The sequence below is a fragment of the Diaphorobacter aerolatus genome, assembly GCF_014489535.1.
Taxonomy (GTDB): domain Bacteria; phylum Pseudomonadota; class Gammaproteobacteria; order Burkholderiales; family Burkholderiaceae_C; genus Diaphorobacter_A; species Diaphorobacter_A aerolatus.
The window spans coordinates 45,739-61,051 of record NZ_CP060783.1 but is presented as its reverse complement, the minus strand read 5'-3'; the positions used below and the strand labels follow the sequence as shown (position 1 = coordinate 61,051).

At 63.0% G+C, this 15,313-nt stretch carries 8 protein-coding genes, 3 tRNA genes and 2 pseudogenes; 7 read left to right on the top strand and 6 right to left on the bottom strand.

Annotation, left to right across the window (positions count from 1 at the left end; all coding sequences use genetic code 11):
* Positions 1–28: 28 nt before the first annotated feature.
* Together H9K75_RS00270 and purL are read right to left on the bottom strand one after the other, a co-directional pair.
* Positions 29–1,042 (bottom strand): DUF808 domain-containing protein, encoded by a 1,014-nt coding sequence (locus tag H9K75_RS00270; RefSeq protein ID WP_187724332.1) that lies wholly within the window; start codon positions 1,040–1,042, stop codon positions 29–31.
* 140 nt (positions 1,043–1,182) lie between these two features.
* Positions 1,183–5,177, bottom strand: a pseudogene (purL, locus tag H9K75_RS00265) (phosphoribosylformylglycinamidine synthase).
* 199 nt (positions 5,178–5,376) lie between these two features.
* Here purL and map point away from each other — a divergent pair.
* Together map and H9K75_RS00255 are read left to right on the top strand one after the other, a co-directional pair.
* Positions 5,377–6,195: a type I methionyl aminopeptidase gene (gene map, locus H9K75_RS00260; protein ID WP_187724331.1), complete on the top strand. Its 819-nt coding sequence runs from the start codon at positions 5,377–5,379 to the stop codon at positions 6,193–6,195.
* 137 nt (positions 6,196–6,332) lie between these two features.
* Positions 6,333–9,014, top strand: a complete 2,682-nt coding sequence (locus H9K75_RS00255; protein WP_187725847.1) for a [protein-PII] uridylyltransferase — start codon at positions 6,333–6,335, stop codon at positions 9,012–9,014.
* Here H9K75_RS00255 and def read toward each other — a convergent pair.
* Positions 8,966–9,504: pseudogene (gene def, locus H9K75_RS00250) on the bottom strand (peptide deformylase). The gene H9K75_RS00255 and the pseudogene def overlap by 49 nt on opposite strands.
* 151 nt (positions 9,505–9,655) lie before the next feature.
* Here def and H9K75_RS00245 point away from each other — a divergent pair.
* The 4 genes from H9K75_RS00245 to H9K75_RS00230 all read left to right on the top strand — a co-directional run bounded on the left by H9K75_RS00245 (position 9,656) and on the right by H9K75_RS00230 (position 10,519).
* On the top strand, positions 9,656–10,039 hold the full coding sequence (locus H9K75_RS00245; RefSeq protein WP_404826390.1) for a YbaN family protein: 384 nt from the start codon (positions 9,656–9,658) through the stop codon (positions 10,037–10,039).
* A gap of 126 nt (positions 10,040–10,165) precedes the next feature.
* Positions 10,166–10,241, top strand: a tRNA-Asn gene (locus tag H9K75_RS00240).
* Between the two features lie 66 nt (positions 10,242–10,307).
* Positions 10,308–10,383: transfer RNA gene (locus H9K75_RS00235), tRNA-Asn, on the top strand.
* 60 nt (positions 10,384–10,443) lie between these two features.
* A tRNA-Asn gene (locus tag H9K75_RS00230) sits at positions 10,444–10,519 on the top strand.
* Positions 10,520–10,655: 136 nt separating this feature from the next.
* Here H9K75_RS00230 and icd read toward each other — a convergent pair.
* A complete protein-coding gene (gene icd / locus H9K75_RS00225) occupies positions 10,656–11,915 on the bottom strand; it encodes an NADP-dependent isocitrate dehydrogenase (RefSeq protein ID WP_187724330.1) in 1,260 nt (419 codons plus the stop codon).
* A gap of 611 nt (positions 11,916–12,526) precedes the next feature.
* Between icd and H9K75_RS00220 the strand changes: the two genes are divergently transcribed.
* Entirely contained in the window at positions 12,527–13,000 is a 474-nt protein-coding gene (locus H9K75_RS00220) for a DUF192 domain-containing protein (protein WP_226858433.1), read from the top strand.
* 121 nt (positions 13,001–13,121) lie between these two features.
* Here the strand turns inward: H9K75_RS00220 and H9K75_RS00215 are convergent, their stop codons facing one another.
* Positions 13,122–14,459, bottom strand: a complete 1,338-nt coding sequence (locus tag H9K75_RS00215) for a zinc ribbon domain-containing protein (RefSeq protein WP_187724328.1) — start codon at positions 14,457–14,459, stop codon at positions 13,122–13,124.
* Positions 14,460–14,627: 168 nt separating this feature from the next.
* Positions 14,628–15,305 carry a hypothetical protein gene (locus H9K75_RS00210; RefSeq protein ID WP_187724327.1) on the bottom strand — a complete coding sequence of 226 codons (678 nt, stop codon included), beginning with the start codon at positions 15,303–15,305 and terminating at the stop codon, positions 14,628–14,630.
* Positions 15,306–15,313: the final 8 nt, after the last annotated feature.

Genomic DNA, 15,313 nt, shown 5'->3' with positions numbered 1-15,313 from the left:
GAATGTTGTCCAAATGTGACAAGCGCCGTCAGGCGTGCGCTTGTTTGTTGCGAAACGCTCCCCAGGCGTGCACCACCGCGAGAACCAGCGCTCCGACAATCGCACCCACCACCACGTGCACCAGGAGCGGCAGCACGGTTGCAACGACGGCACCGCTCGACGCCACGACATCGTGCAGCCAGTGCTCGATGAACGGCATGCCGTGCACCAGCAGGCTGCCGCCGACCAGAAACATCGCAGCCGTGCCGACGATGGAGAGCCCGCGCATCAGCCACGGCGTGCTCGCAATCAGGCCACGGCCCAGGGCGCGCGCCGCACTGCTGCTCTTGCCCTTGAGCCACTCGCCCACGTCGTCCATGCGCACGATGGCCGCCACCAGGCCATAGACGAAGACGGTGATCGCAAGCGCCACGGCGACGAGCACCAGCGCCTGCTCCCAGATCGGCTTGGTGGAGACAGTGCCCAGCGCGATGGCCATGATTTCGGCCGAGAGAATGAAGTCGGTGCGGATAGCGCCCTTGATCTTTTCCTTTTCGTAATCCGCAGGAGCCTTTGCGCTGGCCTTGGCCTGGCGTACCGACGACGGAGCGACGCCGACTTGCTCGGCCTCCTGCATTTCGGCGACGATCCGTCCGGCGTCCTGCTTTTCGTGTTTGTGAAAGACGCTCAGTACCTTCTCAACGCCCTCGAAACACAGAAACGCCCCGCCCACCATGAGCAGCGGCGTGATCAGCCAGGGAGCGAACGCACTGATGATCAACGCCGCAGGCACCAGAATGAACTTGTTCCACAGCGAGCCCTTGGCCACGGCCCAGACCACCGGCAATTCGCGGTTGGCCTTCACCCCCGTGACCTTCTCGGCGTTGAGCGCGAGATCGTCGCCGAGCACGCCCGCCGTCTTCTGCATGGCGACCTTGGTCATGGTTGCCACATCGTCAATCGCCGCCGTGCTCTTGCCCGCCGCCACCTTGGACATCACCGCGATATCGTCGAGCAGCGCCGTGATGTCATCCAGCAGCATCAATAGTCCGCCACCTGCCATATTCAATACTCCCAAGTTTCCATCAATCGCGAATGGTGCCGCGCGAATCCTCACAACCGGGTAGGAAGGATTCCCGCGTGCAAAAAAAAGCCGGGACGAGACCCGGCTTCACTGCGGCGGAATTTAACGGAGTCGAAGAATCACCCCAGCCACTTTCGGGCATTGCGCCACACGCGCATCCACGGGCTGGACTGGCTTGCGTCGCCGCTCGTCCAGCTCATCTGGATGTTGCGGAACACGCGTTCGGGATGCGGCATCATCGCCGTGAAGCGCCCATCGGCCGTTGTCACCGCCGCCAAGCCTCCGGGACTGCCGTTCGGGTTGAACGGGTACTGCTCGGTCGCCTGACCATGGTTGTCCACGTAACGCATGGCCGTGATCGCCTTGGCCTGATTGCCACGGTACCTGAAGTTCGCAAAGCCTTCACCGTGCGCCACGGCAATCGGCAGACGGCTGCCCGCCATGCCCTCAAGGAACAGGCTTGGCGATTCGAGCACTTCCACCATCGACAGGCGGGCCTCGAAACGGTTGCTCAGGTTCTGCGTGAAGCGCGGCCAATCCTGCGCGCCGGGGATGATGTCGGCCAGTTCGGCAAACATCTGGCAGCCATTGCACACGCCCAGGCCAAAGGTATCGGCGCGAGCGAAGAACTGGGTGAACTCTGCCGACAGGCGTTCGTTGAAGGTGATCGAGCGCGCCCAGCCAATGCCGGCGCCCAGCGTGTCGCCGTAGCTGAAGCCGCCGCAGGCAACCACGCCCGCGAAGTCCTTGAGCTGCGCACGGCCCGTCTGCAGATCGCTCATGTGAACGTCCACCGCGTCAAAGCCCGCCTCGGTGAACGCATAGGCCATCTCGACATGCGAGTTCACGCCCTGCTCGCGCAACACCGCCACACGCGGCTTGGTCAGATGCAGCCAAGGCGCGGCCACGTTGTCTTGCGGATCGAACGTGAGATGCACATGCATGCCCGGATCGGCGGGCACACCAGCGGCCGCATGCTCACTGTCGGCGCAGACGGGGTTGTCGCGCTGCTGGGCAATCTTCCAGCTCACCGCGTCCCAGACCTGATGCAGATCGGACAGCGTCGCGCCAAACACCTTTTTCGCGTCGCGCCACACTTGCAGCTCGCCCTTGCCGTCGTCAAGCGTGGACGAGGCCGGACGCGTCTTGCCGACCACGTTGGAGCACAGCGAAAGCCCATGCTCGCGCAGAATCTGCAGCACCTCGGTGCGATCGCTCGTGTGGATCTGGATCAGCGCGCCGAGTTCCTCATTGAACAGCGCACGCAGCGTCATGTCCTCGCGGCGACCGCTGATCTGCGCGCCCCAGTTTTTGCCTTCACCCGAGTCCATGCGGCTGTCGGAAATGCCGTCGCCTTCGGTGATCAGCATGTCCACGTTCAGCGCCACACCCACATGGCCCGCAAAGGCCATTTCGGCCGCAGTCGCCAGCAGGCCGCCGTCGCCCCGGTCGTGGTAGGCGAGGATCAACCCCTTGGCGCGCAGCGCATTCACCGCATTCACCATGGCGATGAGGTCCTTGGCGTCGTCCAGGTCCGGAGTTTCGTTGCCCGACTGGTCGAGCACCTGGCCGAGGATCGAGCCACCCATACGCATCCTGCCGCGACCGAGGTCGATCAGCACCAGCGTGGAGTCGTCCACCGTGGCATCGAGCTGCGGTGTGAGCGTGCCGCGCACGTCGTCAATCGACGCGAAGCCGGTCACGATCAGGCTCACGGGCGAGGTAACCTTTTTGACCTGACCCGCGTCGCTCCACTGCGTGCGCATCGACAGCGAATCCTTGCCGACCGGAATCGACACGTTGAGTTCGGGACACAGCTCCATGCCCACCGCCTTGACGGTTGCGTAGAGCGCCGCATCTTCACCGGCCTCGCCGCAAGCGGCCATCCAGTTGGCGGACAGTTTCACGCGCGGGAGTTCGATGGGCGCGGCCAGCATGTTGGTGATGGCCTCGGCGACCGCCATGCGGCCCGACGCGGGCGCGTTGATCGCGGCAAGCGGTGTGCGCTCGCCCATGGCCATCGCCTCGCCCTTGAAGCCCTTGAAATCGGCGAGCGTCACGGCCACATCGGCCACGGGAACCTGCCACGGGCCGACCATCTGGTCGCGATGCGTGAGGCCGCCGACGGTGCGGTCGCCAATGGTGATCAGAAAGCGCTTGGACGCCACGGTCGGATGCGCGAGCACCTCGATCACGGCCTTCTCGAGCGGCACACCGGTGAGATCGATGGGCGCGAGCGCTCTCTCGACGGTCTTCACGTCGCGGTGCATCTTGGGCGGCTTGCCGAGCAGCACGTCCATCGGCATGTCCACGGGGAATTTCTGGTCGCCCGACGCAACGCTCGTGTCCTCCAGAATCAGTTGCCGCTCGTCGGTCGCCACGCCGATCACCGCGAACGGGCAGCGCTCGCGTTCGCAGAATGCCGTGAACATCGCCAGCGACTGCGGTGCAATCGCCATGACGTAGCGTTCCTGGCTTTCGTTGGACCAGATTTCCTTGGGCGCGAGGCCCGATTCCTCGAGTTTCACCGCGCGCAGATCAAAGCGTGCCCCGCGACCCGCATCATTCGTCAGTTCGGGAAACGCGTTGGAGATGCCGCCCGCGCCCACGTCGTGAATCGCGAGAATCGGATTGCCTGCGCCCTGCGCCCAGCAGTGGTTGATGACCTCCTGCGCACGGCGCTCGATCTCGGGGTTGCCGCGTTGCACCGAATCGAAGTCGAGTTCGGCCGCATTGGTTCCGCTGGCCATCGAGCTGGCCGCCCCGCCGCCCATGCCGATGCGCATGCCCGGGCCGCCGAGTTGAATCAGCAATGAGCCTGCCGGGAATTCGATCTTCCTGACCTGCCCGGAGTCGATCACGCCCACGCCGCCCGCGATCATGATGGGCTTGTGGTAGCCACGCGTGACATCGCCCACCTGCTGCTCATACTCGCGGAAATATCCGGTCAGGTTGGGCCTGCCAAATTCGTTGTTGAACGCCGCGCCACCCAGCGGGCCCTCGGTCATGATCTGCAACGGGCTTGCGATGTGTTCCGGCCTGCCGACTTCGCTGCCCCAGAGCCTGGAGACCGTGAAACCCGTCAGACCCGCCTTGGGCTTGGAGCCCCGCCCAGTCGCGCCCTCGTCGCGAATCTCGCCGCCCGCGCCGGTCGATGCGCCGGGGAATGGCGATATCGCGGTCGGGTGGTTGTGCGTTTCCACCTTCATGAGCACCTGATTCACGGCGTCCGTCTTCGTATAGCTCGGTGCGCTGTCGGCGTCGAATTGCGCAACGAACCGCTCGACGGCGTGCCCCTCCATGATCGACGCGTTGTCGGCATAGGCCACGATGGTGTGCTGCGGCGAGACCGCCTCGGTGTTGCGGATCATGCCAAACAGCGACTTGTCCTGCGCGACGCCATCGATGGTGAACGTGGCGTTGAAAATCTTGTGGCGGCAATGCTCGGAATTGGCCTGCGCGAACATCATCAGTTCGACGTCGGTCGGATTGCGCTTGAGGCCGTGGAAGGCATTGACGAGGTAGTCGATTTCATCGTCGGCAAGCGCCAGGCCCCACCGTTTGTTGGCCGCTTCGAGCGCCGCGCGGCCACCGCCAAGCACGTCGACGAACTCCATCGGCTGGGCCTGCAGCGTGGAAAACAGTTGCCCGGCCTCTGCGCTTGTGGCGAGCACCGACTCGGTCATGCGGTCATGCAGCAGCGCGGCGATCTGTTCGCGCTGCCCTGCCTTGAGTTCGGTGGCGCCGCCCAGCAGGCCGGATTTGAGGCTCACATGGAATTCGGTCACGCGCTCGACGCGATACACGTCGATGCCGCAATTGCGGGCGATGTCGGTGGCCTTGGAGGCCCACGGCGAAATCGTTCCCAGACGCGGCGTGACCACCAGCACTTCACCGGCCGTCTCGCCCTCGTAGGGATCGCCATAGGTCAGCAATGCGGCAAGGCGCTCCCTCTGCTGATCGCTCAACGGCTGCTCAGACGCCACCAGATGCACGAAGCGGGCCGCAATGCCGGTGATCCTGGGTGAATGGCTTCAAGAGCCGGTTGCAGTTGCTGTACGCGGAAAGCGCTGATGGCGTTCCCGCCGTCAAACTGGGTGATGTGCAAGGTCACGGTGGCGGCCTGTCGAGATTGGGAGAAACGTTGCAAGGACGATTTCGGCGACCGGGCCGCTGAATGGGGCCCGGGTGGAAATACGTCGAATTGGTGAAACCCGGCATTTTACCCGCCCACGGCATCTCCCTGTCCGGGCCAGAGACTTCCCGGGCCGCCTGCTGTGAAGGAAAAGCGTCAGTGGGATAATCCAACGCTTATGAGTAGCATCACCATCAAAAACGCAGAAGAAATTGCAGGCATGCGCGACGCCTGCCGCCTTGCTTCCGAAGTGCTGGACTACATCGCCCCGCACATCAAACCCGGCATCACCACGATCGAGATCGATCGCCTCGGCAAGGAATGCATGGACCAGCAAGGCACGGTGTCGGCCACCATCGGCTACCAGCCGCCCGGCTACCCGCCCTACCCCGGTCACCTGTGCACCTCGGTCAATCACGTGGTCTGCCATGGCATTCCGAACGACAAGCCGCTGAAAAAAGGCGACATCGTCAACGTGGACGTCACCGTGATCACCAAGGACGGCTGGTTCGGCGACAACAGCCGCATGTATCTGATCGGCGACGTGTCGATTGCCGCCAGGCGCCTGTCGGCACTGACGTTCGATGCGATGTGGCTCGGTATCCAGCAGGTCAAGCCCGGCGCGCGGCTGGGTGACATCGGCCACGCGATCCAGACCTTTGCCGAGGGCAACCATCTGTCCGTGGTGCGTGAGTTCTGCGGCCACGGCATCGGCAAGAAGTTTCACGAAGAGCCCCAGGTACTGCACTACGGCCGCCCCGGCACGGGCGAGTTGCTCGAGACCGGAATGACGTTCACCATCGAGCCGATGCTGAACCTCGGCAAACGCGAGATCAAGGAGCTTGGCAAGGATGGCTGGACCATCATCACCAAAGACCACAGCCTGTCCGCGCAGTGGGAGCACACGGTGCTGGTGACCGAGACCGGTTACGACGTGCTCACACTGTCGGAAGGCTCGCCCGCGCTGCCGCCGTTCGTCACCACGACGCGCACCTGAACCCGCTCGCCGAGCGTCCTCGGCATGGCGGCGAAGGTCGAATGACAGGACTGCAAGCGCGGGCTCCGCGCCCCGGATTCGTCAGGCGCGCGCGAGTGGTGCATAGTTCTTGCTAGTCCATTCGCATGTCTTTTCACATGTCCACACCAAGCACCTCCGCCGCCGCGCTCTCTCCGGATGACGATCTGGCGGTGCTGCGTGACCGCTACAAGGCAGGCAAGGCCGCCGTCATCGCCACGCTGCTCAAGCCGTCGGCCTCCACGCGCGGCATTCATACGCTGCTGCACAAGCTGTCGCTGCAGACCGATCATCTGCTCACGCATCTGTGGCTGCGTGCGGCGCTCCCGTCGGAGGCGGCGCTGGTGGCGGTGGGTGGCTATGGCCGCGCCCAGCTTTTTCCGCACTCGGATGTGGATGTGCTGGTGCTGCTGCCCGATGGCGGTTCGCCAGAATTCTCCGAATCCGTGCGTGCCGCCATCGAGACCTTCATCGGCAGTTGCTGGGACGCGGGCCTTGAGATCGGCTCCGCCGTGCGCACCGTGAGCGATTGCGTGCGCGAATCCGCCGCCGATGTCACGGTGCAGACCTCGCTGCTCGAATCGCGCCTGCTGTGCGGCAATGCCACCGCGTTTGCCGAATTTCAGGAGCGCTACGACGCGCAGATGGATCCGCGCGCATTTCTCATCGCCAAGACGTTCGAGATGCGCCAGCGCCACAACAAGTACGAGAACACGCCCTACGCGCTCGAGCCCAACTGCAAGGAGTCGCCGGGTGGCCTGCGCGACCTGCAATTCATCAACTGGGCCGCGCGCGCGGCGGGCTTTGGCCGCGACTGGAAGGAGATGGCCGAGACCGGCCTCGCCACGCCATTCGAGGTGCAGCAGATCGAGCGCAACGAGGCACTGCTGTTTCTGGTGCGCGCCAAGCTCCACGCCGTCGCCGGGCGCCGTGAAGACCGGCTGGTGTTCGATCTGCAGACTGCCGTGGCCGAGGCGTTCGGCTACCGCTCGACCACGCCCGAAGGCAAGAGGCTTGCGATGCGCGCGAGCGAAACGCTGATGCGCCGCTACTACTGGGCGGCCAAGGCGGTGCAGCAGCTCACGCAGATCCTCTACCTGAACATTCAGGAGCGCTTTTATCCAAGCTCGCATGAACTGCGACCGATCAACGAGCGCTTCTTCGAGAAGGCCGGGCTGATCGAGGTCGCGAGCGACGATCTGTACAAGAAGAATCCGCACGCGATTCTGGAGACCTTTCTTCTGTACGAGACCACGGTCGGTCTCAAGGATCTGTCGGCCAAGACGCTGCGCGCGCTCTATGACTCGCGCTCCACCATGGACAGCGAATTCCGCCACGATCCGGTGAATCGCGCGACCTTCATGCAGATCCTCAAGCAGCCCGCAGGCATCACGCACGCCATGCGGCTGATGAACCAGACCTCGGTGCTCGGCCGCTATCTGTGGCCGTTCAGGCGCATCGTCGGCCAGATGCAGCACGACCTGTTCCATGTCTACACCGTCGATCAGCACATCCTCATGGTGCTGCGGAACGTGCGGCGCTTCTTCATGGCCGAGCACACCCACGAATACCCGTTCTGCTCACAGCTCGCAGGCGGCTGGGACAAGCCGTGGATTCTCTATGTCGCGGCGCTCTTTCACGACATCGGCAAGGGTCGCGGCGGTGATCACTCGCAACTCGGCGCCATCGAGGTGCGGCGCTTTTGCAAGCTGCACGGCATCGACAGGCAGGACACGGCGTTGCTGACCTTTCTGGTGCGCGAACACCTGACCATGAGCCAGGTCGCGCAGAAGCAGGATCTGGCCGACCCCGACGTGATTCGCGCGTTTGCGGACCGTGTGGGCTCCGAGCGCTATCTGACGGCCCTTTATCTGCTGACCGTCGCCGACATTCGCGGCACCTCGCCCAAGGTTTGGAATGGCTGGAAGGGCAAGCTGCTCGAAGATCTGTACCGCGCGACACTGCGCGTTCTTGGCGGGAGCGCGCCCCACGCGGCGGCCGACATCGAGGCGCGCAAACGCGAGGCGCTGATCCAGCTCGCGCTCAATTCACAGCCGTTCGAGTCGCACAAGAAGCTCTGGGACACGCTCGACGTGAGCTACTTCATGCGTCACGAAGCGGCCGACATCGCCTGGCACACACGACACCTCTCGCGCCACGTGGGTGCGGGCACGCCGGTCGTGCGCGTGCGCCAGTCGCTTGCGGGCGAAGGTTTGCAGGTGCTGGTCTATTCGCCCGATCAGCCCGAACTGTTCGCGCGCATCTGCGGCTATTTCGAGCGCGCGGGCTTTTCGATCCTCGATGCGCGCGTGCACACGGCGCTCAACGGCTATGCGCTCGATACCTTTCAGGTGGTGCCGTCAGAAACCCTGTCGGGCCACTACCGTGAGCTGATCACGCTGATCGAAAACGATTTGGGACGTGCCCTGAGCGCCACCGGGCCGTTGCCTGAACCCACGCGGCGGCGTGTCTCGCGCCGCGTCAAGAGCTTTCCGTTCGCGCCACGCGTTTCCCTCAAGCCGGACGAAAAGGCGCAGCGCTGGATTCTGACGATCTCGGCGAGCGACCGCGCGGGTCTGCTCTACACCGTGGCGCGCATTCTTGCGCAACACCAACTCAGCCTGCAGCTCGCCAAGGTCAGCACGCTCGGCGAGCGCGTGGAGGACACGTTCCTGGTGCAGGGCAACGAGCTTCAGCACGGTGCACGCCAGATCCAGATCGAGACGGAATTGCTGCGCGCGCTGGCCGAAGGTCAGTCTTCTTCCGCTGCGCCGATTTCGGGGAACAGTATTTCCGTATAGCCAAACTGCGTGAAATCGCGCACGCGCATCGGGTACAGCATCCCCCACAGGTGATCGCATTCGTGTTGCACGACGCGCGCATGAAAGCCTTCGGCCTCACGGTCGATCACACGGCCTTCGGGGTCGAAGCCCTGATAGCGGATGCGCAGAAATCGCGGCACCTTGCCGCGCAGGCCGGGCACGGAAAGACAACCTTCCCAATCGTCTTCCTGCTCCTCGCCCAGTGGCGTGATCACCGGGTTGATCAGCACCGTGGGCGGCACCGGCGGGCGATCCGGGTAGCGCGGATTGATGTCGCCCGAACCAAAGATCACCACCTGCTGGTCCACACCGATCTGGGGCGCGGCAATGCCGGCTCCGTTGGCCGCCTTCATGGTGTCGCGCAGGTCGGTGATGAGCTGTTGCAGCTCGGGGTATTGAAGTGCGTGACCTGCTGCGTCACGCGCAAAAGCCGTGGATCACCCATCTTGAGTATGGTTTGGATGCTCATGTTCATTGCTGCGATAGTTCGGTCTCAGGATAGCCCAAGCCGCGAACCCGCGCAGACTCGCGCACAATCCCCGCATGCCCGAAGAAAACAGCGAACAGCGCCCCGTCGCCGACGCTCTCCCGCCCGCCGCCAGCAACGCGCCGCCCTGCACGTGCAGCGCCCGGTCGTGGTGCGCTGGCTGCTGATGGCGTTCGCGATCTTCTGCCTCGTCATGGGTGTGATCGGCATCGTCGTTCCGGGCCTGCCGACCACCGTCTTCATCCTGATGGCCGGCTGGGCCGCCGCCCGCAGTTCGCCGCGAATGCACGCATGGCTGTGGAATCATCGGCTATTCGGCTCGATGCTCCAGGAGTGGGCCAACGGCGGGCGCGTCAGCCGCAAGACCAAGTGGAGCGCCACTATCGTGATGTCGCTGTGCGCGTGCATCTTGATGCTGTCGAACGCACCATTCTGGGTCAAGGTCGGTGCAAATGCCTGCATGGCCTGCGTGCTGATCTGGCTATGGTTTCGACCAGAGCCGCCGCTCCCCGCCTGAGCCGCGCGGGCCAGAAAACGAGACACGACACGGCCGCTGCAGGCTTGCTGCGGTTTTTGAAAATTGAGCGATCCGGATCTCGAGCGAGAATTTACCGTCGTTTTTCAGCTATAATCTAAGGCTTGTTCCTCAATAGCTCAGTTGGTAGAGCGCCGGACTGTTAATCCGTAGGTCCCTGGTTCGAGCCCAGGTTGAGGAGCCAAAAAATTTCAGATCCTGCAATCGCACAGGATCACCGGCTCTGCAAGAGCCACAACGCATCGATCATTCCTCAATAGCTCAGTTGGTAGAGCGCCGGACTGTTAATCCGTAGGTCCCTGGTTCGAGCCCAGGTTGAGGAGCCAAATCAAAAGCCCCTTCTGCAATCGCACAGAAGCGCCTTGAGAAAAAATGCATACCAACATTCCTCAATAGCTCAGTTGGTAGAGCGCCGGACTGTTAATCCGTAGGTCCCTGGTTCGAGCCCAGGTTGAGGAGCCAGATCATCATCCGCCCGAACGCGAGTTCCGGGCGGATTTTTGTGGGTGCCGAGCCTGCGCCGATCGACGCAGAAAGTTCTATGGATTCGGCACCGGATGAAGCCGGATCGGCTCATCATTCATCCGGCGCCCACGAATCACATGTTTTCGATCATCACGTTGCCAAAGCCCGAGCAGCTCACCTGTGTCGCGCCATCCATCAGGCGCGCGAAATCGTAGGTCACCTTCTTCGACTGGATTGCCTTTTCCATCGACGAGATCACGAGGTCAGCGGCCTCCGCCCAGCCCATGTGGCGCAGCATCATCTCGGCAGACAGGATTTCCGAGCCGGGGTTCACATAGTCCTTGCCCGCGTACTTGGGTGCCGTGCCATGCGTGGCTTCAAACATCGCGACGGAGTCTGACATGTTCGCGCCCGGCGCGATGCCGATGCCGCCGACCTGCGCCGCAAGCGCATCGGAGATGTAGTCGCCGTTCAGATTCAGCGTTGCGATCACGCTGTACTCCGCGGGACGCAACAGGATCTGCTGCAGGAACGCGTCGGCAATGCTGTCCTTGATGGTGATGTCCTTGCCGGTGTTCGGGTTCTTCAGGCGCATCCAGGGACCGCCGTCGATCAGCTCGGCTCCGAATTCGCTGGCAGCCAGCTCGTAGCCCCAGTCGCGGAAGCCGCCCTCGGTGAATTTCATGATGTTGCCCTTGTGAACCAGGGTCACATTGGGCTTGTCGTGATCGATCGCGTACTGGATGGCCTTGCGCACCAGGCGCTGCGTGCCTTCTCTTGACACCGGCTTGACGCCGATGCCCGAGGTCTCGGGAAAGCGGATCTTCTTGACGCCGAAATCATCCTGCAGAATCTTGATGAGCTTCTTCGCCTTGTCGGAACCGGCCTCGAATTCGATGCCCGCATAGATGTCTTCCGAGTTCTCGCGGAAGATCACCATGTTCACCTTTTCGGGCTCCTTGACGGGCGACGGCACGCCCTTGAAATACTGCACGGGGCGCAGGCAGACATACAGGTCAAGCTCCTGACGCAGCGCCACGTTGAGCGAGCGGATGCCGCCGCCGACGGGCGTGGTGAGCGGTCCCTTGATCGACACGACATAGTCGCGCACGACCTTGAGTGTCTCCTCCGGCAGCCACACGTCCGGACCATAGACCTTGGTCGATTTCTCGCCCGCGTAGATCTCCATCCAGTGGATCTTGCGCTTGCCGCCATAGGCCTTGGCGACGGCAGCATCGACGACCTTGATCATCACGGGCGTGATGTCGGCACCCGTTCCATCGCCCTCGATGAAAGGAATGATGGGCTGGTCGGGCACGCTCAGCGTCATGTCGGCGTTGACCGTGATTTGCTGGCCCTCGGCGGGCACCTTGATATGTTGGAATGCGCTCATGAAGGTCTCCGTTGAATCGAATGGCGGCGTGCTTGCCCGTTTGGTAAAGCAAGTATTTGATCGGAAAGATTCTAGCTAGAAAACAAATGCCTTTACCCTGTCAACGACGCGGCATATGCCGCGTTGAAGGCTTGTCTGCTCCACGCATGGTGCGTGCCCGGCAGACGCAACTCATTGTTGGAAATTGCATATATGAACAAACTCCTCGCAATTCTGGTCGCTGGCATGTTCGCTTCGGGCGCATTTGCGCAACCCGCCGCAAACACAACTCCCGAATCCGTGCCCCGGCATCGGCCACACCGGACGCGCCGCACGCCAAGTCCCACAAGGCTGGCAAGAACCACCACGCCAAGGCCACGCCAAAACACAAGCACAGCAAGGTTGCCAAAAAGAGCCGCAAGCACCAAAAGCCAATGGCCTGATCCTGGCAGGTTCTGTCTGACGAGCGGCTGCATGCCACGAGCCGCAGCGACTCGTCCATAGCCACAATGGCCCGCTTCAAGTCCGCTTGAGCGGGCCATTTTCTTTGCTTGCCGACCGTTCGTGATTGCCAAACGCAATCCCCTAAACTAGGGCCTGTTCACCCAATGCCATTCAGTTGTCCGCTGACGATGAAAAAACGACTTCTCCCATTCGCCCTTGTACTTTGCCTTGCCGCCACTGCACTCCAGGTTCAGGCCGACACGCCAATCCAGGGTGAGCCGCAACTGGCACTGCAACGCACGCCGATCACGGCAGGCATGTACATCATCGACGCCCAGGTGGCCATGTCGCCACGCGAGCGCGAGATCGGGCTCATGTTCCGCAAGGAAATGCCTGCGCAGGAAGGCATGCTGTTCGTGTTCGACACGCCCGCCACACAATGCTTCTGGATGAAGAACACGCTGCTGCCGCTCACGGCTGCCTTTGTGGCCGATGACGGAACGATCGTGAATCTGGTGGACATGAAGCCGCTGTCGGAGGCTTCGCACTGCTCCACCAAGCCGGTGCGCTATGTGCTGGAAATGAACCAGGGCTGGTTCGACAAACGCGGCATCAAATCGGGCACGCGCCTGAGCGGTCGCCCGTTCACTGCGGGCAAGTAGCAGCCCCTGCTCCCCAAAAGAATTTGATTTCCTGCATCGGGGCCGTCCCTGGCCACGATGCAGCAGGGGCGGCGTTTGAGTCTTGACGAGCCCAAACGCCGCGCATCTGTTGATTGTCTGTTTATTGCTTGGCGCCGCAGTTCTCACAGAACATGTCGCCCGTGCCCAGCACGTGACCGCAGGCCTTGCACAGCTTGGTCGGAGCCGACGGCGCAGGCGGCTCAGCGCCAGCGCTGGTCGCTGCGCCTGTCACCAGACCGGCCAGCGCGGCTGCGCCTGCGGAGGTCGATGAAGCCGCAGCCGGAGGAAGGGGCGCTGGAGCCGTCGCCTGCGCCGCAGCACTGGCTGCCGCCTGACGCTGTGCATCGGCGCGCGCCTGGGCTTCTCTGGCCTCGCGCTCGGCGGCCTCGCGGCGCAGCTCTTCCTGTTCGGGCAGGGGTTGCTGCGTCTCTTCTTCCTCGAGCCTGGTTTGCTCGTACACCGCTTCGGCGCGCGCAGCCGCATTGGCTTGAGCGCGATCTGCATTGATCTGCGCGCGGTCTGTGGCCGCCTGTTTGGCGCGCTCCGCAACGCCCCTGGCCTTGTCGGCGGCTTCGCGCGCCTTGTCCTTCATGGCACCGAACGCGTCCTCGAGATCGCTCTCGGTCCCAGCGGCGTCAAGGCCCGACGAGACCTGCAGATACAGAAGATTCATGCCCATCAAGCTCACGAGCGCAAGCAGCGCGAACACCAGTCCGCCAAGAACGCTGACGCCCAGCATCGCGCCGATCATCGAGGAACTGCTGAACACGCTCATCGCCGCGCCCATGCCGCCATAGGCACCGTAGCCCGCGCCGCCGCCCATGATGCTGGAAGCAAGACCGGTGAGCGAAGTGATCGCCGGAAACAGACCCGACATGACCAGCATGCAGATCACTACGATGATGATGTAGAGCACCATCATCATCAGCACCACTTCCACAAGCCGCGTGCGTGCAATCGCAAACACGCTGGACAACGCCTGCCTGAAGCTGAGCCCGCTCCACACGGCCGGCGCGAACAGCGGAAAAACCACCCAGATGCAGCCGATGATGGCCGCCGCCGCAATCAGCACCAGCACCGGATGCACCACGAACGCCAATAGGGCGCCGAGGAACGGAATCTTGCAGATGAAATACAGCAGCGCGGCAACCAGCATGAATCCGAGCACCGCCACAAACACCAGCACGCCCAGCAACAGGAACTTGGGCACGGATGCCAGGCCGAACATCGCGGCGTCGCCGATGCTGCGCGGAGACAGCCCGCGCGCCTTGTCCATGAGCAGCACGCCAACCGCCGAAAAACCACCGGACCAAACGACGAACGTCGCGATGGCGAGCAACACCATCAGGATCACGCCGATCAGGCCACCGATGCGCAGCATCGAAACCTGCATCAGCCAAAAAAGAAAACCGCACACCAGCGCGGTCATAAAGCCCATGGCCAGCGCGCGCCATTGGGTCAGCCCTCGCCAGCCCGCGCAAGTGCGCCAAAGTCAATCGATTTGTAGTGGGTATCTTTCATGGCTTCAGTCGTAGTTGCGGGGATCGGTGAGGCGCGCCCGGCACGGGCGCGCGACGGCAATGAACTCAGGACTCAGTGCCCGGACTCAGGGACGCTTTTGCAGGTCGCCAGCCTTGATGGTGTAGCGCTCGATGCCGCGCGGCACGTCCGGGTTCACCGACTTGCGCACGGTCAGGGCATTGCCTTCCTTGGTCTGGGACTCGCCTTCGCTGGTGTTGACCTTGCGTCCGCGCACGTCTGCCGAAGACTGCTCCACCAGAATCGTCGCGCCGCCACGGCTGTCCGCGATACGCGTTGCGAGCGCCTTCACGGCGTTCATGCTGTTCACATAGCCGCGCTTTTTCTTGCCGGCAGTGGGAAGCTCGATGCTGACGGTGTCCAGCACGGTCAGATCGGCCACGCGCGGTGACTGGCTGTCGGTGACAGGAACACGTGTGGTGAGCACCGACGTGTTGCGCGCCCTTTGCGCCTTAGGCAGCGTCGCGGAGGCCTGGACGGCCGCCTCGATGCTGACCTCGGCATCCTTGACTTCTTCGTCGAGCTGTTTTTGCAGCGCGTCGAAACGTGCAATGGATTCGGCTTCGGTCTGCTGCTGCTGTTGCGCTTCCTGATCCGCCCTGGCCTTCTGCCCGGCTTCCGACTTGACGCACGCGGGATCGGTATTCTTCGGATCGGAACATGCCGCCGTCGAGTTCGGCCCCGTTGCACAGCCCGTCAGCACGGCGGCTGCGATGGCGACAAATGCGAGATTGAAACGCTTCATTTTCTATT

Coding starts and splice junctions, on each gene's coding strand:
- H9K75_RS00255 (WP_187725847.1), top strand. CDS start 6,333: ATGTCCACACCAAGCACCTCCGCCGCCGCGCTCTCTCCGGATGACGAT.
- map (WP_187724331.1), top strand. CDS start 5,377: ATGAGTAGCATCACCATCAAAAACGCAGAAGAAATTGCAGGCATGCGC.
- H9K75_RS00220 (WP_226858433.1), top strand. CDS start 12,527: ATGAAAAAACGACTTCTCCCATTCGCCCTTGTACTTTGCCTTGCCGCC.
- H9K75_RS00270 (WP_187724332.1), bottom strand. CDS start 1,042: ATGGCAGGTGGCGGACTATTGATGCTGCTGGATGACATCACGGCGCTG.
- H9K75_RS00215 (WP_187724328.1), bottom strand. CDS start 14,459: ATGGGCTTTATGACCGCGCTGGTGTGCGGTTTTCTTTTTTGGCTGATG.
- H9K75_RS00210 (WP_187724327.1), bottom strand. CDS start 15,305: ATGAAGCGTTTCAATCTCGCATTTGTCGCCATCGCAGCCGCCGTGCTG.
- icd (WP_187724330.1), bottom strand. CDS start 11,915: ATGAGCGCATTCCAACATATCAAGGTGCCCGCCGAGGGCCAGCAAATC.